The 18,800-nt window shown below is 61.0% G+C and carries 14 protein-coding genes; 4 read left to right on the forward strand and 10 right to left on the reverse strand.

Going from position 1 to position 18,800, the window contains the following annotated elements; genetic code table 11:
- Positions 1-169: 169 nt before the first annotated feature.
- Together DW850_RS03450 and DW850_RS03455 are read right to left on the reverse strand one after the other, a co-directional pair.
- Entirely contained in the window at positions 170-598 is a 429-nt protein-coding gene (locus DW850_RS03450) for a hydrogenase maturation nickel metallochaperone HypA (RefSeq protein ID WP_117736762.1), read from the reverse strand.
- 96 nt (positions 599-694) lie between these two features.
- A complete protein-coding gene (locus tag DW850_RS03455) occupies positions 695-3,472 on the reverse strand; it encodes an FAD-dependent oxidoreductase (RefSeq protein WP_199575514.1) in 2,778 nt (925 codons plus the stop codon).
- Positions 3,473-3,659: 187 nt separating this feature from the next.
- On the opposite strand from DW850_RS03455, the gene DW850_RS03460 reads away from it, so the two are divergent.
- The 3 genes from DW850_RS03460 (at position 3,660) to DW850_RS03470 (ending at position 7,129) form a co-directional block, all read left to right on the forward strand.
- Positions 3,660-4,322, forward strand: coding sequence for a TetR/AcrR family transcriptional regulator (locus DW850_RS03460; RefSeq protein WP_117583630.1), 663 nt, complete (start codon positions 3,660-3,662; stop codon positions 4,320-4,322).
- A 63-nt stretch (positions 4,323-4,385) separates the two neighbouring features.
- Positions 4,386-5,393: a DUF5692 family protein gene (locus tag DW850_RS03465; protein WP_117786235.1), complete on the forward strand. Its 1,008-nt coding sequence runs from the start codon at positions 4,386-4,388 to the stop codon at positions 5,391-5,393.
- Between the two features lie 233 nt (positions 5,394-5,626).
- Positions 5,627-7,129 carry a hypothetical protein gene (locus DW850_RS03470; protein WP_117786236.1) on the forward strand — a complete coding sequence of 501 codons (1,503 nt, stop codon included), beginning with the start codon at positions 5,627-5,629 and terminating at the stop codon, positions 7,127-7,129.
- 44 nt (positions 7,130-7,173) lie between these two features.
- Here the strand turns inward: DW850_RS03470 and DW850_RS03475 are convergent, their stop codons facing one another.
- From DW850_RS03475 to DW850_RS03490, 4 genes are all read right to left on the reverse strand, one after another.
- Positions 7,174-8,526, reverse strand: coding sequence for an ATP-binding protein (locus DW850_RS03475; protein WP_117786237.1), 1,353 nt, complete (start codon positions 8,524-8,526; stop codon positions 7,174-7,176).
- A 208-nt stretch (positions 8,527-8,734) separates the two neighbouring features.
- On the reverse strand, positions 8,735-8,929 hold the full coding sequence (locus DW850_RS03480) for a hypothetical protein (RefSeq protein WP_233540601.1): 195 nt from the start codon (positions 8,927-8,929) through the stop codon (positions 8,735-8,737).
- 132 nt (positions 8,930-9,061) lie between these two features.
- The gene (clpB, locus tag DW850_RS03485) at positions 9,062-11,689 is read right to left on the reverse strand and encodes an ATP-dependent chaperone ClpB (protein ID WP_117786238.1); all 2,628 of its coding nucleotides are present in this window, start codon (positions 11,687-11,689) and stop codon (positions 9,062-9,064) included.
- A gap of 286 nt (positions 11,690-11,975) precedes the next feature.
- The gene (locus tag DW850_RS03490; protein WP_147349585.1) at positions 11,976-12,647 is read right to left on the reverse strand and encodes a hypothetical protein; all 672 of its coding nucleotides are present in this window, start codon (positions 12,645-12,647) and stop codon (positions 11,976-11,978) included.
- A gap of 234 nt (positions 12,648-12,881) precedes the next feature.
- Between DW850_RS03490 and DW850_RS03495 the strand changes: the two genes are divergently transcribed.
- Positions 12,882-13,550, forward strand: coding sequence for a hypothetical protein (locus DW850_RS03495; protein ID WP_117583635.1), 669 nt, complete (start codon positions 12,882-12,884; stop codon positions 13,548-13,550).
- Positions 13,551-13,822: 272 nt separating this feature from the next.
- Here DW850_RS03495 and DW850_RS03500 read toward each other — a convergent pair whose 3' ends face one another.
- The 4 genes from DW850_RS03500 to DW850_RS03515 form a co-directional block, all read right to left on the reverse strand.
- On the reverse strand, positions 13,823-16,123 hold the full coding sequence (locus tag DW850_RS03500) for a hydratase (protein WP_117583636.1): 2,301 nt from the start codon (positions 16,121-16,123) through the stop codon (positions 13,823-13,825).
- A 270-nt stretch (positions 16,124-16,393) separates the two neighbouring features.
- The gene (locus DW850_RS03505) at positions 16,394-16,810 is read right to left on the reverse strand and encodes a heat shock protein transcriptional repressor HspR (RefSeq protein WP_055250809.1); all 417 of its coding nucleotides are present in this window, start codon (positions 16,808-16,810) and stop codon (positions 16,394-16,396) included.
- Between the two features lie 72 nt (positions 16,811-16,882).
- Entirely contained in the window at positions 16,883-17,848 is a 966-nt protein-coding gene (locus DW850_RS03510) for a DnaJ C-terminal domain-containing protein (protein WP_117786240.1), read from the reverse strand.
- A 107-nt stretch (positions 17,849-17,955) separates the two neighbouring features.
- Entirely contained in the window at positions 17,956-18,798 is an 843-nt protein-coding gene (locus tag DW850_RS03515; RefSeq protein ID WP_117776389.1) for a nucleotide exchange factor GrpE, read from the reverse strand.
- Between the last annotated feature and the right edge of the window lie 2 nt (positions 18,799-18,800).

The raw sequence follows: 18,800 nt of genomic DNA on the forward strand, positions 1-18,800 counted from the left end.
CTCTGTTCATTAACGCCGCTTTTAGGTTAATCCCAATGCGCCTGCGTGCCGCTATTTTGTTTAAACAGACATAACTTGACTAATTGTATAACTTATGCTCTAGCGCAAGTAGTCGTTGGGGACGTTCTTAAACGACTAGTCAAACAAGAACGTCCCCAACGACTAGGGGCTAGACGATGTGGAGAGGGTTAGCGGCGTCGACGGCGTCGGGGGCGTCAGAAGGGCCGCCGGGGGCAGCGTCTGCCGGATCCTCGTCGGGGGTCTCGATCTGCTTGATCATGACCTCTTGGCCCTGGAGCAAATAGGTATCGCCACTGCCGCAATGGGGGCAGGTCTTGCCGTGCTCGACTGTCGCATAGTCGCGGCCGCACGCCTCGCAATGCGTCACGGCCTCGACGGGCTCCACGATAAGCTCCGCGCCCTGCGTGATGGACTTTTTATCTGCCGCCCAGCGCCAAGCGTCGAGCAGCAAGTCGGGAACGACGCCCGAGACCTCGCCCAGCAGCAGCGTGACGCTCGAAACGCGACGCACGCCATTGGCGCGCGCCACGTTCTCAACATCGCGAATAATGTGATAAACGATTCCCAATTCATGCAAGGTAGAAACCTTTCAACAACGGTTGATGCGATGCAAACTCAAAGCAAGGGGACAGCGAAATCTAGTCTGCGCCGTCCCCTTACCCGCCATGGTTACCTATTTACGACCGAACTTGATTTTGATTGCACGCTTTAAAGCATACTTGCCAAGGCTCGGGAGCTTTTGCTCGTATTTGACCATCGTGGAGCACTCGGGGCGATCGCGATCCAGATGGATGGCATCGAACGCGCACTTGGTGGTGCACAGGCCGCAGCCGATGCACTTGTTGGGGTCGACGATCGAGGCACCGCAGCCCAAGCAGCGAGCGGTCTCGGCGCGCACCTGCTCCTCGGTAAAGGTCTCGACGTACTCGCTAAAGGGCGCAGCCTTCTCGCGCTCGCGGTCGACACGTGCCACCTCGCGGCTTGCGTTGTCATAGCTCTCAATCACAACATCGTCGCGGTCAAGCGCGGTGTAGCGGCGCTGGTTGCGGCCGATGGTGAGCGTGGAGCCCGGCTGCACAAAGCGATGGATGGACACGGCGGCCTCGTGACCGGCGGCGATGGCGTCGATAGCAAAGCTGGGACCGGTGTAGACGTCGCCGCCCACAAAGATGTCGGGCTCGGCGGTCTGGTACGTCTGCGGATCGGCAAGGGCACCCTGGCTGCGGCCGAGCTCCACCTTGGAGCCAGCCAGCAGGTCGCCCCACACAATGGACTGGCCAATCGACATGACGACACGGTCGGCATCGACACGGCGCAAGTCGTTCTCGTCATACTCGGGCGCAAAACGGTCCTCGTCGTCAAAGACACGCGTGCAGCGCTTAAAGGTGATACCGCACACACGACCGGCCTCGTCCAGGTGAATCTCCTTGGGGCCCCAGCCGCAGCTAATGTGCGCGCCGTCCTCAATGGCCTCGCGACGCTCTTCCTCGCTGGCAGGCATCTTGACCTCGCTCTCCAGGCAGAACATCTCAACGTGCTCGGAACCCAGACGGCAGGCGTTGCGCGCGACATCGATGGCCACGTTGCCGCCGCCCACCACGATGGTGCGCCCGGGCAGCGCGTCGATCTTGCCGCTGTTGACCTCGCGCAAAAAGTCGACGGCCACGGTCACGTCCTCGGCATCCTCGCCCGGAATACCGGCAAGGCGGCCACCCTGGCAGCCAATGGCCACGTAAAAGGCTTTAAAGCCCTGCGCGCGAAGCTCGTCGAGCGTCACATCGCGACCGACCTCCACGCCATAGCGGAACTCGGCGCCCATCAGGCGAATGACCTCGACCTCGGCCTCGATAACGTCCTTCTGCAGCTTAAAGCTGGGAATGCCGTAGGTGAGCATGCCGCCCGGGCGCTCGTTTTTCTCGAACACGACGGGCTTGTAGCCCTTCTCGGCCAGATAGAAGGCGCAGGACAGACCGGCCGGACCGGCGCCGATGATGGCGATCTTCTGGTCGAAGCCGCCGGCACGCGTCGGGGTCACCACAGGTGGGACATAGCGAGTCGCGGCATCCAGATCGCGCTGGGCGATAAACTTCTTGACCTCGTCGATGGCCACGGCCTCGTCCACGCGACCGCGGGTGCAGGCATCCTCACAGCGGCGGTTGCACACACGGCCGCAGATAGCGGGCAACGGGTTCTCGCGCTTGATGAGCGCCAACGCCTCGTCATAGCGGCCCTGCGCCGCGAGCTTCAAATAGCCCTGAACGGCAACGTGCGCGGGGCAGGCCGTCTTGCAGGGAGCGGTGCCGGACTCATGCGTCTCGATACGGTTGTCGTTGCGGTAGTTGGGCGACCACTTGGTGTGGTCCCACTTGGTGGCATCGGGCAGCTCCTGGCGCGGATACTCGGGCACCTGTCCGCCAGCCTTTTTGCTACAGAGCTTCTGGCCCAGTTTGGCGGCGCCGGCCGGACACACCTCAACGCAGCGACCGCAGGCCACGCACTTGTCCTTCTCGACCTTGGCGACGTAGGCCGAGCGCGACAGGTTGGGCGTGTTGAACAGCTGCGAAGTGCGCAGGGCGTAGCACACGTTGACGTTGCAGTTGCAGATGGCGAAGATTTTGTTCTCACCGTCGATGTTGGTGATCTGGTGCACAAAGCCGTTGTCCTCGGCCTGGCGCAGGATGTCGTAGACCTCCTCGCGCGTCACATAATGGCCGCGGTCGGTCTCGACCACGTAGTCGGCCATATCGCCCACGGCGATGCACCAATCGGCCGGGTCGTCGGCGCAGCCCTCTCCCATCACGCGACGGCTCGCGCGGCAGCTGCAGGTGCTAGCGGCATACTTACCTTCGTATTTGTCGAGCCAATGCTCGATATGCTCGATCGGCACCGAGGTGCTCGCGGCATCGATGGCCTTCTCGACCGGAATGACATGCATGCCGATGCCGGCACCGCCGGGCGGCACCATCGGCGTGGCCTTGGACAGCGGTCCCTTGGACGCCTGCTCAAAGAACTTGGCATAGACCGGATGCTCCTCGAGCTGGCTCACGCGCATGTTGAGGAACTCGGCGGAACCCGGCACCAGCATGGGCAGCACCCACTGCTTGGCGCGCTCGGGGTTTTCCCAGTTGTACTCGAGCAGACCCGTGTAGCTCATGTCGTCGAGCATTTTTTCGATATCGGCCTCGGGCATGCCGGTGAGCTTGACCATCTCGGGCAGCGTATAGGGACGGCGCATCTTCATCTTGCAGAGCACTTCGGCCTGCTCGTCGGTTGCGGCCTCGGCAAACGACCAGTACTCGTAGCCCAGCAGCTCGTCGCGGTGCAGCAGGCGGTTGGTGCAGTGCTCACACAGTTTGACGATGGCCTCGCGCGGATGCTCCGGTATCGGCGGCACGAACTCCGCGCCGATATCGGGCTCGGTATAGCTAATCCCCGGTCCGTTGAGAATCATAGTCGTCCCTTCTCTTGCCACAGCCCGGCGAGACCGCGGCGCCCCTCTTTGTACGGGTTCGACATGCCCCCATGCCGTTCACCCGCTATTGTTGACATTGTGTCAAAAACAGTATTGACGAACCGTCAACAATATTCAAGACTGTTAGGCGAACGGTCAGGCAAAAGAGGATGAAAGGCGGCAAAACATGGGCAACAACGCAGCAGATATCTCTGTGGTCGATGCCGTCCCCGCATCCGATAGCGCGGCAAAACGCCTGACGGGCGACGAGCGCCGTCGCGAGATCCTCGCCGCTGTGCGCGCCGTGAGCGCCGAGCTTGGTGTGTCCCATCTTTCGGTATCGGCCGTGACCAAGCGGGCTGGCTGCACGCGTTCGCTGTTCTACCACTACTTTGCCGATATGGATGCCGCCGTCACCGCCGTTATGGACGAGGCAATCGACGGCTTTATCGCCGAGCTCGAGCAGTGGAACGCCAGCCGCACGGTTGGCGACATCGAAGGCGCACTCGACACCGTTGCTCCGCTCTTTAAGCGCCTGGTCGTGAGCGGCCACGAGTTGCCGAGCACGCTCACCTCGAGCAGCGGCGCGCTCTACGGCGGCTTTTTGCACAACGTGGTCCAGCGCGTGGCGCAGTATATCTGCGATACCACCGTGGTGGATTTTGTCGCCCATCACGAGCTACGCATCGACCATGTCTACGAGACGTTCTACACCCTCATCATGGGGCTGCTGATGTATATCCGCACGCACCCCGATGTGCCCGACGAGACAGTCAAGGAAATCATCGCCTCGACGCTCCATATCGAGGGCTATACCGCCAAGTATCAGGAGCGCAAGCCCCAGAACTGACGACATTTGTCCAAACTGCCCGCGATCAGAAGAGGGGCCGCGGGCGTGTGAAAGGAGAGCAGCATGCTGTTCGATGTTTGGGGTAGCGATACCCTTATCCACTGGGCCGGCTGGGCCATGGTCTTTATTGGCCTGATTGTGCTCAACGAGGTCGGCCGCCGCACCAAGCTGGGCGCGGCAATCATCTTTGGCGTGGCTCCGCTGGCCATGACCGTCTACTGCGTCGCCATCGCCATCGGCGTTTCGCAGGGTGCCGAGTGGGCGCTCACCAACCCCACCCATGTGTACCAGAACAGCTGGTTCCACTACGCCAAGGTATACGCGGCGCTGGCCGGGTGCTGGGGCTTCATTGCCATTAAGTACCAGTGGGGAAAGATCGGCAAGGCGCATTGGTTCCGCGCGTGGCCGTTTGTGATCGTCGCCATCAACATCATGATCGCCGTCGTGTCCGACTTCGAGAGCGCCTATCACTTCTTTGTCCTGGGCGAGTCCACCTGGGTCACCTCCGAAGGTGCTACGCAGCTGGCCGGCTGGAACAACGTGTTCAACGGCATCGCCGGCATCATCAACATCTTCTGCATGACCGGTTGGTGGAGCGTCTACGCCTCCGAGGATCAGACCGACATGCTGTGGCCCGACATGACCTGGGTCTACATCATCGCCTACGATATCTGGAACTTCTGCTACACCTACAACTGCCTGCCCACCCACTCCTGGTTCTGCGGCTTTGCGCTGCTGCTGGCGCCCACCGTCGCCGCCTTTATCTGGAACAAGGGCGGCTGGATCCAGAACCGCGCCTTTACGCTGGCTATTTGGTGCATGTTTGCCCAGGTGTTCCCGTACTTCCAGGAGGAGTCCATCTTTGTGACCCACTCCACGCTCGACCCCGGCGCCGCTACCGCGGTCTCAATCGCTGCACTGGCCGCCAACGTCGCCGCGATCATCTACATCGCCTACCGCGCCAAGAAGCTCGGCCGCAATCCCTACAAGCAGGATGTCTTTGAGGGCACCAGCGATTGGGAGAAGGCCACCGCTCGTCGCGCCAAGGTTGATTACGCTCACGCCGAGTAACGCGCCTGGCGCAAACATCGCTTGAGTACGAAGCCGCGTAGCCGGCTCCGCGCAACTCAACGCATTGCAGAGCCCCCGGAATGTGATTCGTCCGCGTTCCGGGGGCTTTTTGCTGCCGCGAGGATGCGGCTAAACGATGCACTCGGGTTAAATCGGATCTTATATTTCGCATGCGCTTTATATAGCTCCATTTTTGGGTACAGTGTTGTCCCGATATTGAGCTTGGGGGATATATGAAAGATGAGACGATGGGCCAAGAGGATGCGGCCCAAGATGCAGAAGCGTGTGCCGAGGCCCTGGAGAGCCTAGACCAGATCACGCTGGCCGAGATTGCATTTGACGATTCGAGCGTTGATGTGCAGGATGAGCCGGAAATCGAGGCGCAGCCCGATGATCAGGATGCAAAAGACGATGGCGCCGCGCCCACCAAAGACGAGGCGGGGCACGAGGAATCCGAATGCGAGGCCGACGACCAGCCCGAATCCGACACGAGCGAAGAAACCATCTTGCTCGACAGCTTGCCGGCCGAAGATTCGCTGACCCGCGAGCTTCCCGGCCTGGGCTCTGCACCTGCCGTGGACGAGACCATCGCCATGGGCGATATTCCCCTACCGTCCGTTCCTTCGGCACGCGAAGCCGAGGTTCGTCATCGTAAGATGCCACCCAAGCGCCGCAATCTGATGATCGCCGGCGTCGTGGCCGTCGCGCTCGTCGCCGGCGGCGCAGGCTATGCTGCCTGGAACGGATATCAGCAAGAGCAGGCCGCCGCTGTCGCCGCCAACGCCCACACGATGATGTCAGTGCAGATTGGCGTGCATGCCGCGGGCCTCGACTGCTCAACTGGCTCCAAGATTCCCGTGCAGGTGAGCGGGCAGGATTCCGACGGTTCTTCCGTGAGCGAAACACTCTATGTTGACGAGCACGGTCGCGGCATTAAGCTGCTGCCCGGCGATTACACGTTCTCCATCGCCGCCTCCCCCATCGCGGCGGACGGCACCATCTACACCGTCCCGACCACCAAGGCCCAAGTTACAGTCAAGAGCGATGGGCAGGATTTGAGTGCCCAGGCCACCTTTAAGCTCAAGGTGCCTTCGGCCGACACAGTGACCGACGACCAGATCGATGCCGCGGCCAAATATGCCGAGGATGGCGGTTGTAGCTCTGCCGCGGCCGCCAAGATACTTCAACAGGCGGCAACCGCTCGCCGTGATGCCGCCGCCAACGCCGTGAGCGCAAGCGAAGCGCAGGCCGCGCGCGATGCCGATGCTCGGCATAAGGCAACGAACCTGTATCAGCTCGATATTCCCGTTGAGTGGTACGGCAAAGTCGCGACTTGGCAAAACGGCAGCACGCTATGCATCTATCTGGGCGACGACGCCAATACGCCGCTCGTGACACTCGTCGCCGTGCGCGACGGCGAGACCTTTACGCCCGATGAGCGCGATACGGTTTTGGGCACGATCAGCCTAGGCAACGGCTACACTGTCTACGCCAGCGGCCCTGTCTATCCGTACGTGATTCCGCAAACCGTTAATGGACGCACGCAAGACCCCGTGTCGACCTACCCCATGGACACGGCCATTGAGCTTGTCGAGCTTACGACCGGCAACCGCTATACCTATAGCCAGATCAAGAACGACCTGGTCGGCAAAGACGGCAAGGCCGACGCCGCGACCAAACTCGAGAGCGACTATCTCGCCCAGATTCTCCTGCCGAGCATCAAGGCCCAGGACTAGCGGACCATGACACCTGAGTCCTGGCCTCGCAAATCCATAGACGATTAGGAAAGGAGCCACTTCCATGCGGGCACAGCATGTACCACGCCGTGTTTGCATGGAATATCGGTCTGCTCATCCATGGTAACGATTGCCGACTCGCCAAGATCAAACTGGGCCATCGCGGCATCGAGCGCGGCAATTTCGCGCTCGCGCGTTTTCTCGCTTGTCATATCCACACTTACCTGAATCAGACCGTAGGCCTGCATGAGCAGTGCATCCCCAGCCACAAAGTCCACCTCATGGCTTTTATTCTTATCTTTAATCAGCAGGCGGCAAACCGAACCGGGCCGCACGGCGGGGGTCCTTCTTCTGAGCGCATTGAACACCGCGGTCTCGAGCCTCTGACCCTGATCCAATGCCGATGCGGGGGAGAACGCTCCGAACATCGCAGGATCGACGGCGTAGACCTTAGACGCAGACCGCGTATTATTTGCAAGCGAACGCGTGAACTCCGGCGCCGAAAACAGCAGGTAGGCGTCCTCGTAATACTCAAGTAAGTCGCTGAGCGTATTTCGACTGACGGATATCTGTCTGCTCTTGAACTCGTTGTACACTTTGTTCACTGACAGCTCTCGTCCCGAAGATGCCATGCACCGCGCCAGAAACAGCGAGGCCAAACGGGGGTTCTTGACGTCGTAACGTTCAACGACGTCCATGGCGACCGTTCGCGACGCATATTCCTGTAGCAGCTGAATCGCGTCTGCGGGCGTCTGCTCAAGTGTCGCGATGAATCCCCCTCGCTCGAGATATCCGACCAGATGGTGTCGGAGTAACGCTGCATCGCTCGAGGAGAAGGGCGCGTTCGACTCAGGAACGCTCCCCGTCTTATATCGGACGTATTCCGAAAAACTCAACGGAAAAAGCTCTCGCACAAGAGAACGGCCCCTGAACTCGCTCTTAAGTTCTGAGGACAGCATCTTAGAAGAAGATCCCGTCACGTAAACGGTCGCCTTCTCCGTATCGACCACGCGTCGCAGAAACGCACCCCATTCGGGTATTTCCTGGATCTCGTCAAAGAAAAGGTAGGTGCCCTCGCCTCGAGCAGCAGGATATAGTGCATAGAATGTATCGAGCACGTCCGCTAGTAGCGATGGCTCATACGGACGCAAGCGCTCATCCTCAAAATTGAAATATAGCATCCGGTCAAGCTCGACGCCTTGGCCCTGAAGCCGCCGCATCTCCTGATACAGGCGATACGTCTTTCCACAACGACGGGCGCCCACAATCACATATACGATGTTGTCGCGCTTTGGCTCCTGCGGGTTGCCCAGATCAAGGTCGCGCTCAAAGACCTGCGGAATCCCCTGTTGCTCAAAGTCCTTTATTTTTTGAGCCACCAAGTCGTTGAATGCCATAATTCTCCAATCTTGCTCTCCTACTAATCAAGATTATAGCGATTCTTGATTAGCAGGAGAGCAAGATTATGCGTATCTTGATTAATGGATAAGCAAGTTTTCTATTAGTGGCCCCTCCCGGAGGATATCGAGCGGCCGAGGGGGGCAGGCATGAACGCCTCTAGCCGAAAACAAAGTAGCTAAAAAAGCCCCGTCCCAAATGAGCTACTTAACGCCAGGGGTCAGCTTCGAAGAGGGGCTCGCGCTCGGGGCGACGATCGCTATAAGGATCGTAGCCGTCGTCGTCCTCGTTCTCGGCACGGATATAGGGGTCGCGCGGCTTGGGTGCCGGCTTAGGCGCAGGCTTGGGTGCGGCGGGTACGGCATCGGTCGCCGGCGTGTTCGTTTTGTTCTTGTCCATCATCTGCATAGCTCCTTGCCATGTGCTCACGTTCAACACCATCGATTGTCGCACGAAAAAGGGCGGCGGACCCAATCGGATCCGCCGCCCTTGGCGTTTTGCTCTAAAGGCAGATTTTAAGGCATGGCCCAAAATCTACTCGGCGTCGGGGACCTCGTAGGTGGCCGCCGGCGTGTTGTCGCACACGACGGTAAAGCCGCCATCCTTGTCGACATCGACCGTCACCTGATCGCCCTCGCGCACCGTGCCGTCGATGATGGCGGCGGCGATGGCATCCACGACCTCGCGCTGAACCAGACGCTTGAGCGGACGGGCGCCAAAGACCGGGTCCAGGCCGCCCACGGCGAGCATCTGCTTAGCCGCCGGGGTGATGGCAAGCGTCATGCGCTCCTTGGCCAGGCGCGCGCGGACGTCGGCGAGTTGGATGTCGACGATCTTCTCAATCTGCGCCATGCCGAGCGGATGGAACACTACGATATCGTCGATACGGTTGAGGAACTCGGGGCGGAAGGTCTGAGCCATGGCGACGTCGACCTGATGGCGCATCTCCTCCTCGTCCTTACCGGACAGATCGGCGATAGCCTTGGAGCCCACGTTAGACGTCATGATAATGATCGTGTTCTTGAAGGACACCTGGCGACCCTGACCGTCGGTCAGACGGCCGTCGTCGAGCACCTGCAGCAGCACGTTAAAGACATCCGGGTGAGCCTTTTCCATCTCGTCGAGCAAGATCACGGAGTACGGACGACGGCGCACGGCCTCGGTGAGCTGGCCGCCCTCGTCGTAGCCCACATATCCCGGGGGCGCACCGATCAGACGCTGGACGCTGAACTTCTCCATGTACTCGGACATGTCGATACGCACGAGCGCGCGCTCATCATCGAACAGACACTCGGCCAGCGCCTTGGCGAGCTCGGTCTTGCCTACGCCGGTGGGGCCCAGGAAGAAGAAGCTGCCGATGGGCTTGTCCGGATCGGAGAGGCCCGCACGGCTGCGACGCACGGCCGCGGCGACAGCGGAGACCGCCTCGTCCTGGCCGATGACGCGCTTATGCAGCTCACCCTCCAGGCCTTTCAGCTTGTCGAGCTCGCCCTGCATCATCTTGGACACGGGCACGCCGGTCCAGGCGCTCACGACTTCGGCGATCTCGTCGGAGGTCACCTGTTCGTTGAGGCCCTCGCCGTCCTGCTGCTTTTGCGCCTCGAGCGCGGCCTCGGACTCCTGAATCTGCTGCTGCAGACCCGGGATCACGGAATAGCGCAGCTCGGACGCACGACCCAGATCACCGTTGCGCGTCGCACGCTCCTCCTCGCTCTTGGCCTCGTCAAGCTGGCCCTTAAGCTCCTGCACGTGGTCGATGGCGTTCTTCTGGTTGAGCCAGCCGGCCTTTTGCACGTTGAGCTTTTCCTGGACCTCGGCAATCTCTTGGCGCAGGACCTCCAGACGCTCCTTGGAGGCGTCATCGGTCTCCTTCATGAGCGCCTGTTCCTCGATCTGCAGCTGGGTGAGCTGACGCGTGGTGGCGTCGATCTCGACCGGCATGCTGTCGAGCTCCATGCGCAAGCGGCTTGCGGCCTCATCGACCAGGTCGATGGCCTTGTCGGGCAGGAAGCGGTCGGCAATGTAGCGATCGGAGAGGTCGGCGGCCGCCACGAGCGCGCTATCGGTGATATGCACGCCGTGGAAGATCTCGTACTTCTCCTTGAGGCCACGCAGGATCGAGATGGTATCCTCGACGGTAGGCTCGCTCACCATAACGGTCTGGAAACGACGCGCGAGCGCCGCGTCCTTCTCGATGTACTTGCGGTATTCGTCAAGCGTAGTCGCGCCGATTGCGTGTAAGTCGCCACGGGCAAGCGCCGGCTTGAGGATGTTGCCGGCGTCCATGGAGCCCTCAGTGGCACCTGCGCCCACGATGGTGTGGAGCTCATCGATGAACAGGATGACCTTGCCGTCGGATTTTTGCACTTCCTTGAGCACAGCCTTCAAGCGGTCCTCGAACTCACCGCGGTACTTGGCGCCGGCGACCAGAGCGCTCATGTCGAGCTCGATGAGGTCGCGGTCGCGCAGGGTGCTCGGCACGTCGCCGGCCACGATACGCTGGGCGATGCCCTCGACGATAGCGGTTTTACCGACGCCCGGCTCGCCGATGAGCACGGGGTTGTTCTTGGTGCGGCGCGACAGAACCTGGATGGTACGGCGGATCTCGTCGGTACGGCCGATGACCGGGTCGAGCTTACCGGCGCGGGCCAGGTCGCAGATATTGCGACCGTACTGCTCCAGCGCCTCAAACTGCGTCTTGTCCTCGGCAGACGTCACGCGGTCATCGCCGCGCAGCTCCTCGTAGACTTGCTCGATACGCTCCTTGGTCACGCCGGCGTCACGCAGAACGCGGCCGGCCTCGCCCTTGTCCTCGGCAAGTGCCATCAGCAGATGCTCGGTCACCACAAAGCTGTCGCCCATCTTAGTGGCCTTCTTCTCGGCCTTTTCGATGACACGGACGAGCTCGTTGGACAGGCCCATCTGCTGACCCTCGCCCGAAACCTTGGGCGCGTGGTCGATGGCATCTTGTGTGGAGCGTGCAAGCTGGGCCGGGTCGGCGCCGATGCGCTCGATGATCACGGAGATATTGCGCTCGCCGGCACCGAGCAGGGCAGACAACAGGTGAATCGGCTCCACCGCGCCGGCCTGTGCGTCGGCAGCCGTGCTCATGGCGGTCTGCAGCGCCTCGCGCGACGTCATTGCTAGCTTATCGATTCTCATGGAATCACCTCTCTTGGGGTGGCCGCCCTACGGGGCGGCTTCACGTTGTTCGAGAAGTATTGTTGCCAGCTTTGTACGATCTTATACACAAATCTAAGTCTCTATATATAAGATTTTCTGAGTGATTGATGGATAGGGTACTGAGATGTCAGCCCGCCGCTGCCCAGGCGCACTACCGTCTCGATCTGTAACATCTAGCAGCCATTTTTGATCCTAGATGTTACAGATCGAGACAGACCGAAAACCACCACAAAGAGGACAGGCACCTTTGTGGTGGTCGCGGTCTCTACTCCTTCGCCGAACCCGTACTTCCCGATTCGACGATCCAGGGCATCTCATCCTCGAACAGCCATGTACGGGCAGACCCACTATCGCGTGCAGTCTGCGGGTCAGGCAAGCAGGTCTGTTTATAGGCATCTTGGATACACTGACCCATAAAATCGTTGAGCTCGGTCTGGTCGCCCTCCATGACATAGGCGACATCGCCGTCCATGATGTAGATGCCCGGACCCTCATTGCCCTCGTAGCCCGGATCGTACGAGACATCACATAACTTTGCGCCGTTTGCAGTGTCCAGCTCGATGGACGAGTGGCATCCGCCAACCATGTCGTTCGCTTTTGCCCGATAGGACGCATATCCGTACCAACGCTTAAATGTTTTGCCCTTGAGTAGCTCGGACGCCCTATCGATCAGGCTTGTATCCGTGGTATAGCGCATGGCCCCAAGCTGAATACGCGGATAATTGCTAATACCCAGCACAGCCGGCTGCTCATCAAAATCAACGGTAATGGTCTCGGGCTTGTCGTCGCCGGTCAGAAGTTCGACAGATTGAGTCACAGGCTTGACCACCGGCTCCGTCACCGCAGCAGGTAGAAATGCCATACCGACAGCGCCCGCGCCAACCACAGCGATCGCAAGCGCCAAGACAATCAATCCAATACGGGCAGAACGGCTCACGGCAAAACACCCCACAATGCAAACCTTCGCCACCTGCACTAATGATACCGCCAGCTAACACTATTACCAAAAGAAGCCGCGCGCTCCTCACCACCACAAAGGGGACAGGCACCTTTGTGGTGGTTTTCGACGCTAACGGTCGACCATCTCGCGCAATGAGATTAAACTTGAATTGCTCTCTGAACATATCCATTTCTGCCTATCCTCAACAGATCTTTGTCTCGAGGAGCGCATATGAAGCCGCCTCATTCCACCGGTCGCAACGTCATCGCCATTCTCGCCATACCCATCGTGATGCTCTTCCTTATCGTCATCACGCCCTTTTCCCTTGGTATCACCTCGCCCTTCGATTTATGCGGAATGGTCGACGCCGGCTCGCGTGCCACCTCGCTCTCCTTTATCTGTCGCGGCGTGTTTTACGAAGATGGAATTCCCACCGGAAGTTGGCAGTCAAAGTTGCCACTGCTCGGTCAGATCGACGGATGCTCCCCCTATTTCTGCCTTGGACCTCAGACGCTAAACTATCTAATCGACGACCAGCCACTCGACTTCATCACCCTCGCCTACGACTACGCACCAAACACCGATGAGCGTCACATGAACCAAGTCCTCGACAAGATGCTTGGACAGTGCGGGCTCACCGAGGAGGCCGGTCGAACCATCTATAGCAACCAGAAATTAAAGCGAACAGAACTCCGCCGTGTCGGAAAAATCAAAGGGCGAAACGGGGCCGCCTACTGGGATGCCTGGGCAACACGCGACAAGGGCGAATTCGGACACAGCACCTATATGGTCACTGTCTACACCAAAGACGGAATTAAGGACAATGTTGACGATTTCGCGTCATCCAAACTCGGCATCCCCAAAACAACCAAACCCGCCAGCCCAGATGAAATTCTGTAGAGCCGCCCATTAACATGCCGCTCAACGATCACAACAGCATCGAGCTCGTCCCCACCACCACAAAGGTGCCTGCCCCCTTTGTGGTGGTTTTCAACAAAAAGAAGCCGCCCCGATAACAGAGGCGGCATCAAGCAAGTCTATTTATTAGCGTCCCTCAAGACCCAACGAGAACGCAGAAATGTAGCCCGGGGCTTACCCTTTCCCGAACGCGGCCCTCGCGAAGCGCGTGAGCGGGCGGGAAAGGGTAAGCCCCGGGCGGACAATTAAGTGCGCTACTCGGCAGCGGCCTTGAACTTGTTGTAGTTGATCAGGCAGCCGGCCTTGACGATGGCACGCTCCTCTGCCGTCATATCGGCAATGTAAAGCTCAATCTGCTCGACCGCACCATCGGCGCGCACCACGTAGGCGGCGATGTCCTTCAGGTCGCCATCGAGCGCGGCACGGATACCCGGCACAAAGACGTAATCGCCCACCTCAAAGTTGGGCTCGGCCTCCATCTGGAAGGGCACCATGCCCCAGTTCATCACGTTGGAGCGATAGCGCTTGGTGGCGTACTCGTGGACGATGTTGGCCAGGCCGCCAATTACGCGCTGGCAGCTCGCGGCCTGCTCGCGGGCGCTGCCGTCGCCAGGCTTCTTGGCGTAAATCATGGAACCGAACTCGGTCGCCTTGGCATCGGCCGCGACACCCGCGCCGGCCAGCGCCTCAAACACACCGGCAAGCTCGGCATCGAACGCCGCCAGGTCGCCCGCGGACTCGCCGGCAACGCGACGCTTCTCCACAGCGTCGACCTCCTTGGAGCGACCCACGTAGGCCGGGTCGCGGCGGCTCAGCGTAAACTCAGCCAGGCCCAGCGGGTTGGAGCGGAAGGAGCTCGTCTCGCCCGAGGGAATGAGCTCGTCGGTCGTGGTGACCGGGTCCATGATCTTGGAGCAAACCTTGAGCAGGATGTCGTCGCCGAGCGGCTCCATCGCGGGCCACGGCTTGATGTTGGGGCCTTCGACCAGCTCGTCGGCAGGCTCCGCCTTGCCAAAGCCCCAGTACACGCGCTTCTTGTACGGCGCGTCGTCAAAGGTGTACTCGCAGGCCTCGTCCCAAGTGTCCTCGGGCAGGTCGGTCGCCGGCGTCAGGACGCCGCCGTTGGCAGCCGTTGCCGCAATGGAGCGGGCGTCCATCAGGGCCACGGCGCTCAGCTGGCCATTACCCGGCTTGGAACCCTCGCGGTTGGGGAAGTTGCGCGTGGTGTGACGGATCGAAAGGCCGTTGTTGGCGGGCGTGTCGCCGGCGCCGAAGCACGGGCCGCAGAATGCCGTGCGCACGATTGCGCCGGCCTCCATGAGGTCGTAGATGTAGCCGCGGCGTGTAAGTTCGAGCGCCACGGGCTGGCTCGTGGGATAGACCGACAGCGAGAACTCGCCGCAGCCGGTATTGGCGCCCTTGAGCACGCGGGCAGCCTGGACCACGGAGTCATAGTTGCCGCCCGAGCAGCCGGCGATAACGCCCTGCTGCACGTGCAGCTTGCCGTCGACGATCTTGTCGAGCAGGCTAAAGTGCGTCTTGCCCTCGCCGATCTTGGCGGCCTCGAGCTCCACCTCGTGCAGGATGTCCTCGAGGTTCTCGTTGAGCTCGTCGATCTCAAAGCCGTTGGAAGGATGGAACGGCAGTGCGATCATGGGCTTGATGCTCGACAGGTCGACCTCGACGCAACCGTCGTAGTAGGCGACATCGGCGGGCTTGAGCTCGCGATAGTCGTCGCCGCGGCCGTGCATGGTCAAAAACGCGTGCGTGTCCTCGTCGGTGGCCCAGATGCTCGACAGGCAGGTGGTCTCGGTGGTCATGACGTCAACGCCGTTGCGGTAGTCGGTCGTCATGCTCGCGATGCCCGGGCCCACAAACTCCATGACATTGTTCTTGACGTAGCCCTTGGCAAAGACGGCGCGAATGATGGCGAGCGCCACGTCGTGCGGGCCGACGCCGGGGCGCGGGGCGCCCGTGAGGTAGATGGCCACGACGCCGGGATAGGCGACATCGTAGGTGTCGCGCAGCAGCTGCTTTGCCAACTCGCCGCCGCCCTCGCCCACGGCTATGGTACCCAGGGCACCATAGCGGGTGTGCGAGTCGGAACCCAGGATCATCTTGCCGCAACCGGCGAAGTTCTCGCGCATAAAGGAGTGGATGACGGCGATGTGCGGCGGAACGAAGATGCCGCCGTACTTCTTGGCTGCGGAAAGGCCAAAGACGTGGTCGTCCTCATTGATGGTGCCGCCCACGGCGCACAGCGAGTTATGGCAGTTGGTGAGCACGTAAGGCAGCGGGAACTGCTCCATGCCCGAAGCGCGCGCCGTCTGGATGATGCCGACAAAGGTGATGTCGTGGCTCGCCATGGCATCGAAGCGAATCTTGAGTGCCTCGGGGTCGCCCGACGTATTGTGTGCCTGGAGGATCGAATACGCGATGGTGCCGCGCTTGGCATCCTCGGGTGTCTGCGTAATACCGCGCTCGGCAGCCTCGGCCGCAGGCACAACCTCGCTGCCGCCGCGCAGGTAGATGCCGTCCTCGTACAGCTTGACCATACTGTCTCCCACTCTGCCCAAAAGATTTGGGCGCATAGCATACATTCGTTCAATATCGTGCCATAGAACGGTTGCGAGTGGGTTACGAATCTCTGCGTTCACTTTATCTCAGTAAAGCAGAGGACGAGTTAGGTCCTGGGGAGGCAGACTTAGACGCTCAAATGACGAGAGTGGATAATCTCCCACTTTGAGCCTGCAAACAGGCAAAAAACGGGAGATTATCCACTCTCATTCTGCAGGTACTCATTTAAGTCTGTCCCCAATGAGTGCCTACAGGTCGCCGCCCGTGCCCAGCAGTTTGCGCATGACTTGCTCGGGGTTGACCGAGCCGTCGCGCGGGGCCAGGGCGGTGATCTTCTTCTGCATCTTATACTCGTGCAGCTCGTCCTCGAGCTGGCGCACGCGGGCGCGGAGCTTTTCGTTCTCGCGCTCGCGCTCCTCGGCACGCTCCTTCATATCGAGGATGCGCACCACGCCGGCAAGGTTGATGCCCTCGTCAGTCAGCTGGTTGATGAGCTCCAGGCGCTCGATATCGGCACGCGAATACAGACGCGTGTTGCCGCCCGAGCGCTGAGGATTCACCAGGCCCTTGGACTCGTAGACGCGCAGAGTCTGCGGGTGCATGCCGGTCAGCTCGGCCGCCACGCTGATCATGTACAGCGGTTTGTTCCTATTGTCCTCGGCCATGCTACCTGACCCCTTTCCGTCTCGTTATCGTCCATCATAAGCCCGCGGACGCGGGCGGGCGCCGCAACCACCCTAGTACGTCGCCTTGTAACGGTTGACCTTCTCGCGATAGTCGCGCGTGTCGGCCTCGCGCAGCTTGGTCATGGCATCGCGCTCGTCATCGGATAGGTTCGTGGGGACCTGCACCTTGATCTCGACGAGCAGCGCGCCCGTACGGCCACGGTGCTTAACGTCGGGCGCTCCCATCTCCTTAAAGCGGAACTTCTTGCCCGTCTGGGTACCCGCGGGCACTTTCAAACGGACCGTCGCACCGCCGGGTGTGGGCACGTCCACCGTGCAGCCGAGCGCCGCCTCGTAGACCGAGACCGGTACCTCCATGGTCACGTCGGCGCCTTTGCGCTTGAACAGCGGGTGCTCCTCCACATGCGTGGTCACGACCAGGTCGCCGCGCTCGCCACCCGCAACGCCATACTCGCCGCGACGCTTGTAGCGTAGCTTGCCGCCATCGACCGCGCCCGCGGGCACCGAGACCGTGATGGTCTGCTGCTCGCCTGTCGAGGGAATGCGATAGGTGACCTTGTGCGTCACGCCGCGAAACGCGTCCTCGGCCGAAACATCGACGGTCAGCGACAGGTCGCCGCCCTTGCGAGCGCGGCTGCGACCCGCGCCGGCACCGGCAGCGCCCGCAGCCCCGGCAAAGCCCGAGCCCCAATCGCTGCCCCAGGCGCCGTTGCCGCTAAAGATGCTGTCGAAGATGTCGCCCCAGCCGCTGGCGCCCGCGCCGGCACCGCAGCCGCCGCCATATGCGCCGCCCGCGCCCGGCATGCCGCCAAACATGAGCATCTGGTCGTACTCTTTGCGCTTCTTCTCGTCCGAAAGCGTCTCGTAGGCCTCGCTGATCTCCTTAAACTTAGCCTCGTCGCCGCCGGCATCGGGGTGATATTTTTGCGCGAGCTTGCGAAACGCGCTCTTGATCTCTTTGTCGGAGGCGCTCTTGGATACGCCCAGGATGTCATAGAAGGTTTTGCCTGCAGCCATCGTAGCTCCTCTCCTGTTTCATCCGCCGCCCAGCGGGCGGCGGCTCATGCTTTCATATGGCACTAGGCCAGAAAGGGCCCCGGGTGTTGCCCCGGGGCCCTTCTCAATTACTCCTCGGTGCTCTCGGCCGTATCGGCCGAAGCATCCTCGGGCGCCGCTTCGGGCTCCGGTGCGGGGCGCTTCTCGCCACCGTAGGTCACCGTCACCATCGCGGAACGCAGGATGCGATCCGCCATGCGGTAGCCCTTCTGGTACACGTCGTTGACGGTCTCGTCGTACTGCGATGCGTCCTCGACGCGACCCACAGCCTGGTGCTCGAGCGGATCGAACGCCTCGCCCTTGGGGTCGATGGGCTCAACGCCCTCGTGCGCAAACACATCGAGCAGCTTGGCATGCACCGCATCGACGCCATCGACGAACTGCTTAAAGTCGTCGGCAAGCTCTTGGCTGCGGGCATGGTCGATCGCGCGCTCGATATCGTCGATTACCGGCAACAGCGCGGTGACAAGCTTCTCAGTCGCGCGGTCGCGCTCGGCGATGCGCTCGTTGGCGGTGCGGCGACGGAAGTTCTCCCAGTCGGCCTGCAAACGGGCGGTGCGCTCGGTGGCGTCCTTCGCCTTGTCCTCGGCAGCCTTCTGAGCCTCTGCCGCAGCATCGAGCTCGCTGCGCACGTCGGCAAGCTCCTTTTGGGCCTGCTCGAACTTGAGCTTAAAGTCGTTGTCGGCGGCTTCCTCACCGGCGCGGATAGCGGCTTCCACCATCTCGTCCTCGGTCATCGTCGCCTCCTTGTTGGAATCCTCTACCTGGTTCTCGGCAGCCTCGGCGGCCTCGGCCTCGTTGGCCTCGGTATCGTCGACGGCCTCTACGGGAATCTTCACGTCCTTCTCCTCAGAGTCAACGGGGGCGGCGCCAGCGGCGGCCGCCTCCGTGCGAGCTTTACGGGCGGACATGA

The organism is Collinsella sp. AM36-4AA (assembly GCF_003467795.1).
GTDB lineage: Bacteria > Actinomycetota > Coriobacteriia > Coriobacteriales > Coriobacteriaceae > Collinsella.

What these genes read in the sequence shown, in the direction of transcription:
- DW850_RS03460 (WP_117583630.1), top strand. Translation starts at nt 3,660, where the DNA reads ATGGGCAACAACGCAGCAGATATCTCTGTGGTCGATGCCGTCCCCGCA.
- DW850_RS03500 (WP_117583636.1), bottom strand. Translation starts at nt 16,123, where the DNA reads ATGGTCAAGCTGTACGAGGACGGCATCTACCTGCGCGGCGGCAGCGAG.
- clpB (WP_117786238.1), bottom strand. Translation starts at nt 11,689, where the DNA reads ATGAGAATCGATAAGCTAGCAATGACGTCGCGCGAGGCGCTGCAGACC.
- DW850_RS03475 (WP_117786237.1), bottom strand. Translation starts at nt 8,526, where the DNA reads ATGGCATTCAACGACTTGGTGGCTCAAAAAATAAAGGACTTTGAGCAA.
- DW850_RS03455 (WP_199575514.1), bottom strand. Translation starts at nt 3,472, where the DNA reads ATGATTCTCAACGGACCGGGGATTAGCTATACCGAGCCCGATATCGGC.
- DW850_RS03495 (WP_117583635.1), top strand. Translation starts at nt 12,882, where the DNA reads ATGAAGCCGCCTCATTCCACCGGTCGCAACGTCATCGCCATTCTCGCC.
- DW850_RS03480 (WP_233540601.1), bottom strand. Translation starts at nt 8,929, where the DNA reads ATGATGGACAAGAACAAAACGAACACGCCGGCGACCGATGCCGTACCC.
- DW850_RS03510 (WP_117786240.1), bottom strand. Translation starts at nt 17,848, where the DNA reads ATGGCTGCAGGCAAAACCTTCTATGACATCCTGGGCGTATCCAAGAGC.
- DW850_RS03465 (WP_117786235.1), top strand. Translation starts at nt 4,386, where the DNA reads ATGCTGTTCGATGTTTGGGGTAGCGATACCCTTATCCACTGGGCCGGC.
- DW850_RS03515 (WP_117776389.1), bottom strand. Translation starts at nt 18,798, where the DNA reads ATGTCCGCCCGTAAAGCTCGCACGGAGGCGGCCGCCGCTGGCGCCGCC.
- DW850_RS03505 (WP_055250809.1), bottom strand. Translation starts at nt 16,810, where the DNA reads ATGGCCGAGGACAATAGGAACAAACCGCTGTACATGATCAGCGTGGCG.
- DW850_RS03470 (WP_117786236.1), top strand. Translation starts at nt 5,627, where the DNA reads ATGAAAGATGAGACGATGGGCCAAGAGGATGCGGCCCAAGATGCAGAA.